Origin of the sequence: Acinetobacter sp. WCHA55 (assembly GCF_002165305.2) — a bacterium.
GTDB lineage: Bacteria > Pseudomonadota > Gammaproteobacteria > Pseudomonadales > Moraxellaceae > Acinetobacter.
Genome location: NZ_CP032286.1, coordinates 1,319,003 through 1,334,707, shown reverse-complemented (window position 1 = coordinate 1,334,707; position 15,705 = coordinate 1,319,003). Strand labels below are relative to the sequence as shown.

The window sequence follows — 15,705 nt, the reverse complement described above, 5'->3', positions numbered from 1 at the left end:
GATCATTATGCATTCTCAACACTACGATTATATTATTATTGGCGCAGGTTCTGCGGGTAATGTACTGGCTGCTCGCTTAACCGAAGACCCAGATGTTTCGGTACTGTTACTCGAAGCAGGTGGACCTGATTATCGTCTCGACTTTCGCACCCAAATGCCCGCTGCTTTGGCTTATCCTTTGCAAGGGCGTCGTTATAACTGGGCATATTTAACCGACCCAGAACCCCACATGAACAACCGTCGTATGGAATGTGGACGTGGCAAAGGCTTAGGCGGGTCATCATTGATTAATGGCATGTGTTATATCCGTGGAAATGCCATGGATTTAGAACAATGGGCCAGCCTTAAAGGTCTTGAAGACTGGAGCTATGCGGACTGTCTGCCTTATTACAAAAAAGCTGAAACCCGTGATATTGGTGGCAATGACTATCATGGCGATGCTGGTCCTGTTTCTGTCGCCACGCCTAAAGCAAACAATAACGTTTTATTCCACGCCATGGTTGAAGCGGGTGTGCAAGCAGGCTATCCTCGCACTGATGACTTAAATGGTTATCAACAAGAAGGTTTTGGCCCAATGGATCGAACCGTGACCCCCAAAGGTCGACGCTCAAGCACTGCACGCGGCTATTTGGATATGGCCAAAGGTCGAACAAATCTAACCATTATTACCCATGCCATGACCAATCAAATTTTGTTCAATGGCAAACAAGCGATTGGTGTTGAATATATTCAAGGGGCTGATCACAACAACTTGCTTCAGGTCTATGCTAATAAGGAAGTTCTACTTTGTGCTGGAGCGATTGCATCACCGCAAATTTTGCAACGTTCAGGTGTGGGTCCAAGCACCTTACTCCAATCTATCGACATTCCAGTTGTACACGACTTACCGGGTGTAGGTGAAAACCTGCAAGACCATTTAGAAATGTACTTACAATATAAGTGCACGCAACCCGTTTCTCTCTACCCTGCTTTAAAATGGCAAAACCAACCTGCGATTGGTGCAGAGTGGCTATTTAACGGTACTGGGATTGGAGCAAGCAACCAGTTTGAAGCAGGTGGCTTTATTCGATCATCTAAAGAATTTACCTGGCCAAATATTCAATATCACTTTTTGCCTGTTGCAATTAACTATAATGGCAGCAATGCTGTCAAAGAACATGGCTTCCAAGCCCATGTCGGTTCGATGCGCTCACCTTCCCGCGGTCGAGTACAGGTGACCTCTAAGAATCCTTTCGACCATCCAAGTATTCTATTTAACTACATGTCGACCGAACAAGACTGGCAGGAATTTCGTGATGCCATCCGTATTACTCGAGAAATCATGCAACAACCTGCGCTTGATCCTTATCGAGGCGAAGAAATCAGCCCCGGAAAAGATGTGAGTAGCGATGCTGAATTAGACGAATTTGTGCGTAATCATGCTGAAACGGCTTATCATCCATCCTGTAGTTGTAAAATGGGTGAAGATGATATGGCGGTAGTTGATGGACAAGGTCGTGTACATGGGATGCAAAATTTACGTGTGGTGGATGCGTCGATTATGCCGCTCATTATCACAGGTAACTTAAATGCAACCACCATTATGATGGCTGAAAAAATCGCGGATCAAATACGTGGTCACCAAGCTTTACCACGTTCAACTGCTCCATTTTATCGCGCCGAAATCGCATAAATCTTAATGGCGTAAAACCTGACCTTTTATTCAGCTTTAGGATAATAAGGTCAGGCAATTATTCATATTTTCTAAAACAACCCAATCACAACTTGCTTTATCTTTAGGACTTACTTTCTAACTCAACTTATACATTTAAACGTTAAAAAGATTGGACTCTTGTATAGATATTAAACATCCGTATTTTAAATACAGAAATCACACCTAAATAAAACCGAATAAAAACAATGGTTAACTTTGCACATCACTCATTTTTATAGCCCAACCCAACCCATTTACAATAAAAATTACTAAGTCAATACATATTTAGTCTAAAATATTCATAAATCAGGACTGTGTGATAGGCTCAAAAGTTATATTTTTGCGCGCTTTTCAGCTTTTAAGTATTACTTCAACTATACCAAGCTGGTCATTTATAAGTAGCTCTATCATTCTTCTTATTTTTTTATTCTTTTCGCTATAAAGCGATCCAAAACCTGCTCCCCAAGGTCATAATCGCATGAACAAATTTTTAAAATACCTTTTGGTATTAATCGTACTGCTTATTATTGCAGTCGTAATTTTCTTATTTAGACCCGTCACGTCTAAAAAAATTCAAACCACCAGCAATGAGCCTGTTGTTGACGCAGTCTTAGTTGGCGGTGGGATCATGAGTGCAACTTTAGGTACATATCTAAGCGAGCTTGAGCCAAACTGGCAAATTCGCATGTATGAACGCCTAGACAATGTTGCCCAAGAAAGCTCAAACGGCTTCAACAATGCAGGCACAGGTCACTCTGGCTTTATGGAAATGAACTATACCTCTGAAAAAGATGGGAAAATGGACATTACCAAAGCTGTAAAAGTGGCTGAACAATTTGAAGTTGCAAAACAGTTCTGGTCTTATCAAGTCAAAGAAGGTGTTTTAGGACAACCAAATAGTTTCATCAACCCTGTACCGCATATTGCTTTCGTTTGGGGCGATAACGTGAATTTCCTCGAAAAACGTTACGCTGCAATGGTTAAAAACCCAATGTTCTATGGCATGAAATTCTCTGAAAATCCTGCTGAAATTAAACAATGGGCACCTTTGGTGATGAATGGCCGTGATGCTGCGCAGAAAGTAGCGGCAACACGCATGGATGTAGGTTCGGATGTAAACTATGGTTCGATCACCACTCAATTGGTCAATCACCTTAAAAAACAATCTAACTTCAAACTACAAACATCAACTGAAGTAACTGGCATTAGCCAAAACGATGATAAAACGTGGACTGTTGCATTTAAAAACCTAACTACAGGTAAAACAGATCATGTGAAAACGCGTTTTGTCTTTATTGGTGCAGGCGGTGCAGCGGTTAAGCTTTTACAAATGACAGGCTTACCAGAAGCGAAGCAATATGCTGGCTTCCCTGTAGGTGGCGTGTTCTTAATGACCGACAACCCGAAAGTCACTGAAGGTCATACTGCAAAAGTTTATGGTCGTGCTGAATTAGGCGCACCTCCAATGTCTGTCCCACATATTGATACACGTTATATCGACGGTAAAAAATATGTGTTGTTTGGCCCATTTGCAACTTATTCAAACAAGTTCTTAAAACAAGGTTCTCAGCTTGATTTATTGAAATCAACCACGAAGAACAACGTTTTACCAATGACTGCTGTGGGTATGGAAAATCTTGATTTGGTCAAATACTTGGTGAGCCAAGTTATGATGACCGATGAAGACCGTTTTAATGAGTTGAAAAAATACTACCCTGATGCAAAACCAGAAGACTGGCGCATGAATCAAGGTGGTCAACGTGTTCAAATCATTAAGAAAGAACCAGGCAAACCTGCAAGCTTGCAATTTGGTACCGAGATTTTTGCATCACAAGAAGGTGCTGTGACTGCTCTATTAGGTGCGTCCCCTGGTGCTTCAACTTCTCCTTATATTATGTTGAGCTTGCTTGAAAAAGCATTCCCTCAGCAAGTAGCAGGTAAATGGAATCCGAAATTACATGAAATTGTAAAATCGTACCAACAAGAACTCAGCACCAATCCTGTGCTTCTTGACCAAGTTCGCCAATACACCAGTACAACCCTAGGTTTGAAATACACACCTATGGCAAAAGCTGCAAATGACGAAACTGCTGCGCTAGCAAAAGCACAGTAATCTGCTTTAAACCCTAAAAAGGATGGACTTTGCGCCATCCTTTTTTTAATTCATATTTAAAATTATTCTGTTTATGTCGCTTTTCCATTCCGACGCTTTTTTGGCTTTTCGTTCACGTGATTTTTCACTTCTGACTATCAATCAGTTGTGCTTAATTCTAGCCATCATGATTCAAGAAGTCGTCATTGCCTATAGCGTCTATCAACTCACTCAGAATCCACTGAGCCTTGGCATGATTGCCTTAATTGAATTGCTTCCCTTTATTTGCCTCTCTCTTATTAGTGGTGACTGGGCTGACCGCTATAACCGACAAAAAATTGTGCAATGGAGTTTTAGCTGTAGCACTCTAATTCCATTATTATTTATTGTTCTTTTTTCTCAGTACCAACAACAGCACATTCAACAAAATACACTTTTATGTGGCATTTATAGTCTCATCTTTTGCTTAGGCATACTTAGAGGCATTTACAGCCCATCATTTAATTCATTACGCCCTTTTCTCACCCCAGAGCCAGCCTATAGCAATGCAGCCACTTGGACGGCACTCATTTGGCAAATGGGTGGCATTTTAGCACCCTTATGTGCAGGACTTTTACTCGGCCAACTTGGGCTTGAAAAAACCCTCTTTATTGTTTTTCTGTTATGTTGCATGGGTAGCATCTGCTTGTTCGGATTAAGTCCTCGTCAATTCCCTAGCCCGCATAAACAGTATTTAAGCAAAAGCTTAAAAGAAGCCTATATGTTCATCTTTAAACATCCACTGATGTTCTGGAGCATGTTGCTGGATCTCAGCGCCATGCTTTTTTGTAGTGTCATTATCTTACTACCTATTTTTGCACACGATATCCTGCATCTAGGCGTTGAAGGCTTAGGTATACTCAGAGCTGCACCTGCCATGGGTGCCTGTATCATGATGTTGGTGTTGACCTGCTATTCTCCAATGCAAACTGCATGGAGAAACATGCTCTATAGTAGTTTTGCCATTGCTTTTTGCACTTTAGCCTTCGCACTATCCTCCCATCTCTGGCTCTCAGTATTCTTCCTTGTTTTGATCGGTGCCTTTGATAGCATCAGCATGGTCATTCGACAAACCTTATTACAACAACTCCCACCAAAAGCGCTATTAGGGCGTGTAGCAGCGTTAAATGGCATCTTAGTGACTTCAGGCAATCAGCTCGGTGCACTACACATGAGCCTGATGACGCGTTATTTTTCTGTGGTGCCCGCAGTACTTATTGGCGGAACATTGTGTTTCATGATATGCGGGCTAAGTTCAACTCGTACGCGACATTTACTCAGAGTATCTCCAACACAGAAAAAGTACACCTCCGCCACAAGAAGCAAATAGCATGTTAAGCTTCAAATCCCCTTTTTAATACGATGTGAGTTTTCAATAGAGCAAATTATGAAACAGATTCTCCCCTTTTCACACACTCTCTATGCCAAACTCTATTCTCTCGTACTATTCGTATTGTTGGCTTATTGCCTATTCAATGCGATCTATAGTGTGATTATTGGTGGAAAAAGCGTGTACCTTTTTAGTGGTCTAATTTTAATATTTCAAACCATTATTGTTTTGAAAGCAACTGCAAAGAAAAAGATCTATAACCATATAGGATTGATTGGACTCATTTTAAGTCTGGTTTATCTCAATCATTGGGCATTTCTTTTTCAGCATGAAAGTATTGCCATTCTTCCCTCAGTCATACTCACCTTACTTAGCTTAGATTATTTCTCACAGCAACATTCGCGTTTAAATCTATTAAAGGCGACTTTAGTTTTTGGACTTTTTATACTGGCTTATACGCAATACCATGACTTGAACACTCTGCAAAACTATTATGACAGCCTGCATACAGGCGAAACATGGCAACAATATGGTGCTTTATAAAGATCAAAAAACATTAGAGTTTTTCTCTTATTTTAAACACGAAAAAGCCAGCAATATCGCTGGCTTGATTCTTTACCTTTAACGATGAGTATGTATCGACATCACAATTCCCATGCTGGCTAGCATGGTAATCACCGCAGTTCCACCATAACTCATCAGTGGTAATGGATCACCTGTTACAGGTAAAATTCCGCTCACCATCCCCGAGTTTAACAATACAAAGAAAAAGAACGTTAAGCCCACAGCACCCGCATATAAACGACCAAAATTATGAAAGCTATTCATCCCAATAATCAAACAACGAATGATAATAGCCGCAAACAAACTAAACAGTAAGAATACCCCAATAAAGCCAAACTCTTCCGCATACGTTGACATAATGAAGTCGGTATGATGCTCTGGCAAATATCCCAAATGTGACTGTGTACCTTCAGTGAAACCCTTACCCATTAAGCCACCTGAACCAATGGCAATCTTGGATTGAATAATATTCCAACCCGCACCCAATGCATCTGACTCTGGGTCAAATAAAGTGAGCACTCGCTTTTTTTGGTACTCTTGCAAAAAAAACATCCATAATAATGGGGCTGCAACAGCCAATGCACCACAAGCCAAAGCAATGAGCCGCCAAGAGATCCCGCTAAGAAAAATAACACATACACCAGGAATCAAAAGCCCCAAATTTAAGTCAGGCTGTAAAGCCGCCAATAAAAACGGCAGCATCATAATGCCCAACGAAATCACAATATGCATAAACTTAGGCGGGAATGCACGGCCTGCAAAGTACCACGCCATCATTAAAGGCATGGCAAACTTCATAAACTCAGAAGGCTGCATGCTACCAATACCCGGTAGACTAATCCAACGTCTGGCTCCCATGCGGGTTTCCCCCACCACCAAGACCAGCACCATCAGAATCACAGCTAAAATGAAAAAATAAGGACTAATGGCCTGATAGACTTTCGGTGGAATTTGCGCACAGATAATCATCACAATGAAGCCCACAGCAAAGCTTGTGGCCTGGCGAAACACCATACCCATATCTTGCGCTGAAGCACTATAAATGACCAGCAATCCCAACACGGCATTTAAAATCAGAAAGCATAAAAGCCATGGATCTAAATGTAATTTATCCCAGCGAGATGAGTCATGTTTAATGCTTCTACCGTCACGTAAAGACTGACGTAAAAAACGATACTGCTGTGATGGTATCATTTGCGTAAATTGAATGAGCTAAAGACAGGGCAAATTATAAGTTCAAAGTGTTTTAGATAACATCATTCAAACCCATATTTCTGTAGTTTTAGCCCAATAAATTCAAATTATTTTTATTGTGCCGCCAAAATCAGGCGAGCAAGCTCAAGGTCATCTGGATAGGTAATTTTAATATTATCGGAGCGTCCTTGTACGACTTGAACCTTTTCACCAACAAACTCTAAAGCACTGGCTTCATCAGTAATTAAAGCTTGTGCCTCCAGCGCATGTTCAATTGCTTTTTTTAGTATCCCTAGTTTAGCAATCTGTGGGGTTTGTGCCTGCCAAAGCTGTGAACGGTCAACGGTTTCTTGAATATCTTGTGCTGAAATCACACGCTTTAAAGTATCTCTAACAGGAATAGCTAAAATTGCCCCTGTATTGGACTGAATAGCAGTATCAATCAGTTTCAGTAAACAATCCTGCGTAACACATGGACGTGCAGCATCGTGCACAAAGACCCAGTCGTCAGCATCAGCAATTGAGGAAAGATAATTGAGCGCATTAAGCACTGAGTCCACACGCTCAGTACCACCTTCACAAAAATGTGCTCTTTCCATATTGGTAAAAGGCAAACTTTGAGCGACATCATCATCTGAACCAATCGCCAAAACATAGCCCTGTAAAGGCAATTGGTTAAGCCGTAAAACCGTATGTTCAAGTACGGTCTTTTGTCCAATCATTTGATATTGTTTTAGTTCAGTTTTAGAAAAGCGACTACCCGAGCCTGCAGCAGGAATAATAGCCCACAATTTATGGGGTGGCTGGAGGGGTTTCAGGCTCATCGTCTTCATTGGTTCGCAAATCAATTTGGGCGTTAGGATTAATATAAACAGGCTTATATTGAGTACTGATGGTACTCATTTGAATAAACGTTTCTCGGGGTTTGATTAAACCCAAGTCCAAGCGCGCATGCTCCTCAATGGCTTCAATTCCATTTTTCAAATCATACACTTCAGCCGCCAAGACACGATTACGTTCTTTTAAGTCATTATTAATTTCAGTTTGTTGTTGGATTTTTTGTGTGAGTTGCAAATGGTCTTGATAACCACCCTCACCAAACCAGTATAAATACTGAAACCCTGCGATCAAAATGATCGCAAGGCCTAGTAGTACTTTACTCATCAACGAGTCGAATACATTGAACATTGACATCAGTCGCTTAGTTTAAACCTTTAAACTCAGCTTTACCGCGGTAAGCAGCATTTGTCAATTCTTCGATACGAAGCAATTGGTTGTATTTCGCCACACGATCAGAACGGCACAGCGAACCAGTCTTAATCTGACCAGCAGCAGTACCTACTGCAAGATCCGCAATCGTAGAATCTTCAGTTTCACCTGAACGGTGTGAAATCACTGTAGAGTAACCATTTTCTTTCGCAAGATAGATTGCATCTAGAGTTTCAGTCAATGTACCAATTTGGTTGTACTTGATTAAGATAGAGTTACCTACTTTCTCATTAATACCACGTTGAAGGATTTTCGGGTTAGTAACGAATAAGTCATCACCTACCAACTGGATTTTATCGCCAAGGATAGACGTTAAGTAAGACCAACCTTCCCAATCTGACTCGTCTAAACCATCTTCAATTGAGATAATTGGATATTGGTTTACAAGGCCGGCTAAATAATCAGAGAACTGATTGCTTGTGAATGCTTTATTACCTTCACCAGCAAGGATGTACTGACCATTTTTGTAGAATTCTGAAGATGCACAGTCAAGCGCAAGCATAATATCAGAACCAGCTTTGTAACCAGTTTGACCAATTGCTTCAAGAATTACCGTGATTGCTTCTTCGTTTGAACGTAAGTTTGGTGCAAAACCACCCTCATCACCTACAGCAGTATTTAAACCTTTTTTGTTTAAAACTGATTTTAGAGAATGGAAGATTTCAGCACCCGCACGCAATGCTTCAGAGAATGAAGTGAAACCCACAGGCTCAATCATGAATTCTTGAATATCAACGTTGTTGTCTGCATGTGAACCACCATTGATGATGTTCATCATTGGTACAGGCATAGTCAAAATGGTTTGACCGCGTAAGTCTGCAATGTATTGGAAAAGAGGAATTTTCTTTTCATCAGCTGCAGCACGTGCAGCAGCCAAAGAAACAGCTAGCGTTGCGTTAGCACCTAGTTTTTCTTTGTTTTCAGTACCATCAAGTTCGATCATCGTGTTATCGATGTCTTTTTGCTCGAATACTGATTTACCCACCAAAGCATCACGGATTAAAGTGTTTACGTTGTTAACCGCATTTTTAACACCTTTACCCAAATAGCGTGCTTTGTCGCCATCACGAAGTTCTAAAGCTTCACGAGAACCAGTTGAAGCACCAGATGGTGCACATGCACGGCCAACTACGCCAGATGCTAAGATTACGTCTGCTTCGATGGTTGGGTTACCACGAGAGTCCAAAATTTCACGTGCACGGATGTCAACGATTTGGCTCATGAACAATTCCTCAGTTGATTAATAACGAGATGCTTTAGATGGCATCAATGAGTTTATAATTTAGTGTGTATCTAGCTTTTTGAAACCTTTAACCAAGGTATCCAATTCTTTTAGCTGCGCCAAGAAAGGCTCAAGCTGAGACATACGCAATGCGCATGGTCCATCACACTTGGCTTTTTCTGGGTCAGGATGCGCTTCCAAGAATAAACCTGCCAGACCTGTTGCCATTCCCGCGCGAGCAAGTGTCGTAATTTGCGCACGACGACCGCCCGCAGAATCAGCACGACCACCCGGAGTTTGAAGCGCATGGGTCACATCAAAGAACACAGGGACATTCATTTCTTTCATGATGTCAAAGCCCAACATGTCTACAACCAAATTATTGTAACCAAATGCCGAACCACGTTCACAAATAATGAGCTTGTCATTCCCTGCCTCTAAACACTTATGCAAAATATGGCGCATTTCATGAGGTGCAAGGAATTGTGCTTTTTTGATGTTAATGATGGCATCGGTTTTTGCCATCGCCTCAACCAAATCAGTCTGACGACTTAAGAAAGCAGGAAGTTGGATAATATCCGCAACCTCCGCTACAGGTGCAGCTTGGTAAGGTTCATGTACATCAGTAATGATGGGTACATTGAAATGTTTTTTAATGTCAGCTAACCACTCAATCCCTTTTTCTAGGCCTGGCCCTCGAAACGAGTTCAAGCTTGAACGGTTAGCCTTATCAAAACTGGCTTTAAATACATAAGGAATCTCCAAACGCTTGCAGATATCGACATAGGTCTCTGCAATTTCAAAAGCCAAGTCTTTAGACTCAAGTACGTTCATGCCGCCGAATAGTACAAATGGCAAGTGGTTTGCCATTTGTATATCGCCTAAACGTACAATTTCTTGTGGTTTTAATTGTGACATTTAAACTTCCTAGTTTATTACTTAACCCAGATTACTTCGCTTTTTTATACTGTGCTTTTGCAGCATCAATAAAACTAGCAAATAATGGGTGTCCATCACGTGGTGAACTTGTAAATTCCGGATGGAATTGTACAGCAATAAACCAAGGATGTTGAGGAATTTCAACTGTTTCTACTAAGTGCTGTACAGGTGAATAGCCCGAAATTTTCATGCCAGCTTCTTCAAGCGCTGGAATAAAACGGTTATTCATCTCATAGCGGTGACGGTGACGTTCAATAATATCTGCTGAACCATACACTTCACGTGTTTTAGTGCCTTCAACCAATTCTGATTTTTGAGCACCCAAACGCATCGTACCGCCAAGATCAGAGTCAACATTACGCTGTTGAACTTCGCCACGCTCATCTAACCACTCAGTGATTAGACCAATCAATGGAGACTTAGTCGAACGATTGAATTCAGTCGAACTCGCATCACTAATACCCACAACATTACGTGCATATTCGATCACAGCCAACTGCATACCTAAACAGATACCCAAGAATGGAACACCGTTTTCACGTGCGAATTTAATCGCTTGCATTTTCCCTTCAGTACCACGTTCACCAAAACCGCCCGGCACTAAGATTGCATCCATATCTTTCAATACTTCATTGACATCTTGGCTTTCAAGCTCTTCAGCATTGACATAGTCAATTTGAACTTTAACGCGATTCTGAATACCCGCATGTAAAAGCGCTTCATTCACAGACTTATACGCATCTGGAAGTTCAACATATTTACCTACCATTGCAACACGAACCGTGTATTCAGGGTTTAGTAGTGCTTCTACAACATTGTCCCAATCGGTTAAATCAGCTTCAGGCAAGTCATTGAAACCAAAACGTTCACAGATCAAGTCGTCAACATTTTGTTCATAGAATGTACGCGGAATTTGGTAAATGCTGCGCGCATCTTTACACACCACAACTGCACGCGCTTCAACGTTTGTGAACAAGGCAATTTTACGGGTCGTGTCTGCATCAACATCATATTCAGTACGACAAATTAAAATGTCAGGCTGAATACCAATCGATAACAATTCTTTTACTGAGTGCTGAGTTGGTTTAGTTTTCAACTCTGCCGCAGATTTGATATATGGAAGCAAAGTTAAGTGCATAAGCATAGTGCGCTTATGACCTAGTTCAACCATAAGTTGACGTACAGATTCCATGAATGGGAGAGATTCGATGTCACCTACTGTACCGCCAATTTCAACAATTGCAACGTCATAACCTTCGCCTGCGCGAAGTACACGTTCTTTGATGTTGTCTGTAATATGTGGAATAACTTGAACAGTTCCACCAAGGTAGTCACCACGGCGTTCTTTATTTAAAACGTCTTGGTATACGCGACCAGAAGTAAAGTTATTTAACTTGGTCATTTTCGCACGACGCAAGAAACGTTCGTAATAACCCAAGTCTAAATCGGTTTCTGCACCATCCTCTGTGACAAAAACTTCACCATGTTGGAACGGGCTCATAGTCCCTGGATCGACATTAATGTATGGATCCATTTTTACCATGGTTACTTTTAATCCACGGGCTTCTAAAAGCGCAGCAACTGAAGCAGCTGAAATACCTTTACCTAGTGATGAAACTACACCACCAGTCACGAAAATAAAATGGGTCATTGGGTTTCTCGTACAATCGAGCCTAATTCGGCCTGCAATGTTGCGCAATTTTACTTTACCTTGTACCAATAAAGCAAAGTCAATCCGCATCAATTCATAGAACAATAAACAATTGGATATTCTATCAGCATTTGGCAGATAAAATTAAGCTAAGTTCATAGGATTTTCATCTTGCATTTTGCTGTTATAATGGCGCGATCCTTCAAACACTCGATTTTATGTAATTATGAATAAAAAACTTTTAATTTGTGGTGCCATTGCAGCAGGCTTACTATTAACAGCATGTGTCAAGAAAGAAGCGCCTAAAGAAGATGAACAAGAACAAGTTGAAGTCGTCACTACAGAGCAACAACAAACTGTTGAACTTCAACCTTTAGCAGCGTCTGAGCCTGAAATTCCAGCGCAAGTTGAAGTGATTCGCGAAGAAACACCGAATACCACCACCGAAATCCGTCGTGAAACACCAGCACCTGCTCCAGCAGCAGAGCCTGCACCTAAAGCAGAAGCACCTAAAGCAGAAGAAAAACCAACGCAAGCACGTCCAAGCAATACAAACCCAAATACGCAAACTGAAGATGATGCGGTTGCAGCAGCAATTGCAGCAGCGACACCAGCTTTAGAAAACTAATCATCGCTGTTTAGACGATTAAAAAACCCGATTAATATCGGGTTTTTTTATTGTCAGCTTATAAATAAGCTTTTAATTTTTCTGCAAGAAAGTCGATAAACAAGCGAATACGTTTTGGCACATAGTTCTGTTGATAGTAGACCGCATGTATTTTCTGCTCTTTAATCTGAATCTGATCTTCCAGCAAAGCAATAAACCGCCCATGTTGAATATCTTGTTCAACCATAAAACGTGACAAACATGCAATCCCTGCCCCTTGCAATGCCAACTGGCGAACCGTTTCTCCATTTGAGCATTTAATTTTGGCCTGAATAGTTAAAGGTTCATCCTCCAACTGAATAGGCCACGTATTTAAATGTGCAGGTTGGCTAAAACCAAGCAAAGTGTGTGAGCTTAATTCTGCTGGATTTTTAGGTAGACCATGTTTTTGCACATAAGTAGGGCTTGCCACTATATATAAACGACTTTTACAAAGCAGCTTGGCATGTAAGCTTGAATCCGCCAACTCACCAAACCGAATCGCAACATCGGTTTTATGTTCAAGTAAATCTATGACCTGATCGTGATTGGTAATTTCTATATCAATTTTTGGATAGCACTGCATAAACTCTTCAATCAGAGGCACAATCACATGCAATACAAAGGGCGTTGCTGAATCAATCCGAATCAAACCAGACGCCTCCGCATCAGTATTTTGCAGACTCTCTTCAGCTTCGGTCAGATCAAGTAAAATCTTACGCGCCTTTAGCAGGAACTGCTGCCCTTCATAAGTCAGCTTGAGCTTCCGTGTCGTTCGCTCCAGCAAAGTCACATTCAACTTAGACTCTAAACGTTGCAATGCACGGCTGACACCCGATGTAGTTTGATCTAACTGCTGCGCAGCTTTGACGATAGAGCCACTATCAACAATGCTCACAAAAGCCGTTAATTCTTCTATGGTTGATTTCATGTTTAATTATTGATTATTAGTCAATAATATTTTGCAAATTACCCAGTTTTTAAGCAAGCCCTTTTTCTACAAAATAGCCTCATTCCATGAAACAAGTTATCGAGTAAAAAATGAATATCGTTCCTCAATTCGGCTTAGGCACTTTCCGTTTAACAGGTGATACTGTCATTCAGTCTGTGAAAACTGCGTTAGAAGTCGGTTATCGCGCAGTCGATACTGCTCAAATCTATGGTAATGAAGCCGAAGTTGGTCAAGCCCTTGAGCTGAGTGGTATCAATCGTCAAGATCTTTTTCTCACCACAAAAATTTGGACGGAAAATTATTCAGCCGAAAAATTGATTCCAAGTTTAAAAGAAAGTTTGAACAAATTAAAAACCGATGCAGTAAATCTAACCTTGATCCACTGGCCTGCCCCAAGCACAGGTGTGAACATTACAGAACTCATGCAGAATTTATTGGAAGCAAAACAACAAGGTTTGACCGAACACATTGGTATTTCTAACTTCAATATTGAGCTGACTCAACAGGCAATAGAGAGTATTGGGTTAGAAAATATCGCAACCAACCAAATTGAGCTCAGCCCCTATCTACAAAACCATAAGTTGGTTGATTTCCTCCAAGCTCAAAACATTGATGTCACTTCATATATGACACTCGCTTACGGTAAGGTTTTGCATGATCCAATTCTAATGCGGATCGCGCAGCAACATCAGGTATCCACTGCACAAATTAGCTTAGCTTGGGCATTACAACGTGGTTTTGCAGTCATACCCTCTTCAACCAAACGCGAACACTTGATATCCAACTTAAAGGCACAAGAGATTCAACTCTCGACTGAAGAAATGATGGCAATTACGCAATTAGACCGAAATCAACGTGAAGTGAATCCTGAAGGATTAGCTCCCATTTGGGATTGAGCATCGCTATGAAAATTAATTTTCCACTTTTGGCGCTTGCAGTGGGTGCTTTTGCCATTGGAACCACCGAGTTTTCACCCATGGGCTTTTTGCCTGAAATTGCCAATGATTTGTCCGTGTCAATTCCACAAGCTGGACTGCTGATTAGTGCCTATGCAGTAGGCGTCATGATTGGGGCTCCGCTCATGACCTTATGGCTGGCACGCTTTCCTAAGAAAACAGCTTTAATCCTATTGATGGCAATTTTTACGATCGGAAATGTGTTGGCAACCGTTGCGCCTGATTATATAAGCCTGATGGGAGCACGTTTAATGACCAGTTTAAACCATGGCGCATTCTTCGGTTTAGGTTCAGTCGTAGCCTCAAGTGTAGTGCCTAAAGACAAACAAGCCAGTGCGGTCGCTATGATGTTTATGGGCCTCACCATTGCCAATATTGGCGGTGTCCCACTTGCAACGTGGCTCAGTCAAAATACCAGTTGGCGCGTGGCTTTTGCTGCAATTTCAATCTTAGGCATCATGACCATGTTGGCACTATGGAAAGCGCTTCCACAAGATCACGATGTGGTTAAACCGAATGTGGCAAAAGAATTGCGTGTTTTAACACGTGCCCCTGTCGTCCTTGCCTTACTAACCACGGTCATGAGCGCGGGCGCCATGTTTGCGTTGTATACCTACATTGCTCCGAGCCTACACGTATTTATGCATGCATCACCACAAACCATCACATTGATGTTGGTTTTAATCGGGATTGGCTTCTCCATTGGCAACCATTTTGGCGGAAAGTTTGCCGATCTATCCTTAGAGAAAACCCTGATAGGCTTCCTTGTCCTGTTAATGCTGATGATGCTTATTTTCCCCGTACTAGCGCAAACAACTACTGGTGCAGCGATTGGCTTGGTGATTTGGGGTGCGGCGGCATTTGCGGTTGTACCGCCACTGCAAATGCGCGTCATGTCGGTCGCAGAAGATGCGCCTGGACTCGCCTCTTCAGTCAACATTGGTGCGTTTAACTTAGGTAATGCCTTAGGTGCCTTTGCAGGTGCAACGGTACTGAGTCTGCAACTCAGCTATGCAGCAGTTTCATATACAGGTGCCGCGCTCAGCTTTATGGCCTTGATCTTGGTTTTGCTACAGATGAGGTTCGGTCTCAGCAAGAAAACCTGTGAAGCCCTTTAAGCCAGTACACTGCTGAACCAATCAAAAAGACCTACACTGC

14 protein-coding genes are annotated in these 15,705 nt (G+C 41.6%); 7 read left to right on the top strand and 7 right to left on the bottom strand.

The features are described 5' to 3' along the window. Positions 1 to 7 precede the first annotated feature (7 nt). From betA to CDG62_RS09195, 4 genes are all read left to right on the top strand, one after another. Positions 8 to 1,672 (top strand): choline dehydrogenase, encoded by a 1,665-nt coding sequence (gene betA / locus CDG62_RS09210; RefSeq protein WP_087526777.1) that lies wholly within the window; start codon positions 8 to 10, stop codon positions 1,670 to 1,672. Positions 1,673 to 2,171: 499 nt separating this feature from the next. Further along, a complete protein-coding gene (gene mqo / locus CDG62_RS09205) occupies positions 2,172 to 3,806 on the top strand; it encodes a malate dehydrogenase (quinone) (protein ID WP_087526776.1) in 1,635 nt (544 codons plus the stop codon). Positions 3,807 to 3,879: 73 nt separating this feature from the next. Continuing rightward, positions 3,880 to 5,154 carry an MFS transporter gene (locus CDG62_RS09200; protein WP_087526775.1) on the top strand — a complete coding sequence of 425 codons (1,275 nt, stop codon included), beginning with the start codon at positions 3,880 to 3,882 and terminating at the stop codon, positions 5,152 to 5,154. A 57-nt stretch (positions 5,155 to 5,211) separates the two neighbouring features. After that, positions 5,212 to 5,697 (top strand): hypothetical protein, encoded by a 486-nt coding sequence (locus tag CDG62_RS09195; protein ID WP_087526774.1) that lies wholly within the window; start codon positions 5,212 to 5,214, stop codon positions 5,695 to 5,697. A 78-nt stretch (positions 5,698 to 5,775) separates the two neighbouring features. On the opposite strand, the gene rodA is transcribed toward CDG62_RS09195, so the two are convergent. The 6 genes from rodA to CDG62_RS09165 form a co-directional block, all read right to left on the bottom strand. After that, entirely contained in the window at positions 5,776 to 6,912 is a 1,137-nt protein-coding gene (gene rodA, locus CDG62_RS09190; RefSeq protein ID WP_087526773.1) for a rod shape-determining protein RodA, read from the bottom strand. Between the two features lie 113 nt (positions 6,913 to 7,025). After that, positions 7,026 to 7,736: a 2-C-methyl-D-erythritol 4-phosphate cytidylyltransferase gene (gene ispD / locus CDG62_RS09185; protein ID WP_416232136.1), complete on the bottom strand. Its 711-nt coding sequence runs from the start codon at positions 7,734 to 7,736 to the stop codon at positions 7,026 to 7,028. Further along, complete coding sequence (locus CDG62_RS09180) at positions 7,705 to 8,106, bottom strand: septum formation initiator family protein (RefSeq protein WP_078388790.1); 402 nt, start codon at positions 8,104 to 8,106, stop codon at positions 7,705 to 7,707. The genes ispD and CDG62_RS09180 overlap by 32 nt, the downstream gene beginning before the upstream one ends. 7 nt (positions 8,107 to 8,113) lie before the next feature. Continuing rightward, the gene (gene eno / locus CDG62_RS09175; protein WP_087526771.1) at positions 8,114 to 9,403 is read right to left on the bottom strand and encodes a phosphopyruvate hydratase; all 1,290 of its coding nucleotides are present in this window, start codon (positions 9,401 to 9,403) and stop codon (positions 8,114 to 8,116) included. A gap of 60 nt (positions 9,404 to 9,463) precedes the next feature. Beyond that, positions 9,464 to 10,321, bottom strand: coding sequence for a 3-deoxy-8-phosphooctulonate synthase (gene kdsA / locus CDG62_RS09170; protein WP_005401052.1), 858 nt, complete (start codon positions 10,319 to 10,321; stop codon positions 9,464 to 9,466). Positions 10,322 to 10,352: 31 nt separating this feature from the next. Then, a complete protein-coding gene (locus CDG62_RS09165) occupies positions 10,353 to 11,993 on the bottom strand; it encodes a CTP synthase (RefSeq protein ID WP_004696627.1) in 1,641 nt (546 codons plus the stop codon). Between the two features lie 226 nt (positions 11,994 to 12,219). Between CDG62_RS09165 and CDG62_RS09160 the strand changes: the two genes are divergently transcribed. Next, complete coding sequence (locus CDG62_RS09160) at positions 12,220 to 12,621, top strand: internalin (protein WP_087526770.1); 402 nt, start codon at positions 12,220 to 12,222, stop codon at positions 12,619 to 12,621. A 58-nt stretch (positions 12,622 to 12,679) separates the two neighbouring features. On the opposite strand, the gene CDG62_RS09155 is transcribed toward CDG62_RS09160, so the two are convergent. Then, positions 12,680 to 13,570: a LysR family transcriptional regulator gene (locus CDG62_RS09155; protein WP_087526769.1), complete on the bottom strand. Its 891-nt coding sequence runs from the start codon at positions 13,568 to 13,570 to the stop codon at positions 12,680 to 12,682. Positions 13,571 to 13,680: 110 nt separating this feature from the next. On the opposite strand from CDG62_RS09155, the gene dkgB reads away from it, so the two are divergent. Next, the gene (gene dkgB, locus CDG62_RS09150) at positions 13,681 to 14,487 is read left to right on the top strand and encodes a 2,5-didehydrogluconate reductase DkgB (RefSeq protein WP_087526768.1); all 807 of its coding nucleotides are present in this window, start codon (positions 13,681 to 13,683) and stop codon (positions 14,485 to 14,487) included. A gap of 8 nt (positions 14,488 to 14,495) precedes the next feature. Continuing rightward, a complete protein-coding gene (locus CDG62_RS09145) occupies positions 14,496 to 15,665 on the top strand; it encodes an MFS transporter (RefSeq protein WP_087526767.1) in 1,170 nt (389 codons plus the stop codon). The last annotated feature ends 40 nt before the right edge of the window (positions 15,666 to 15,705 follow it).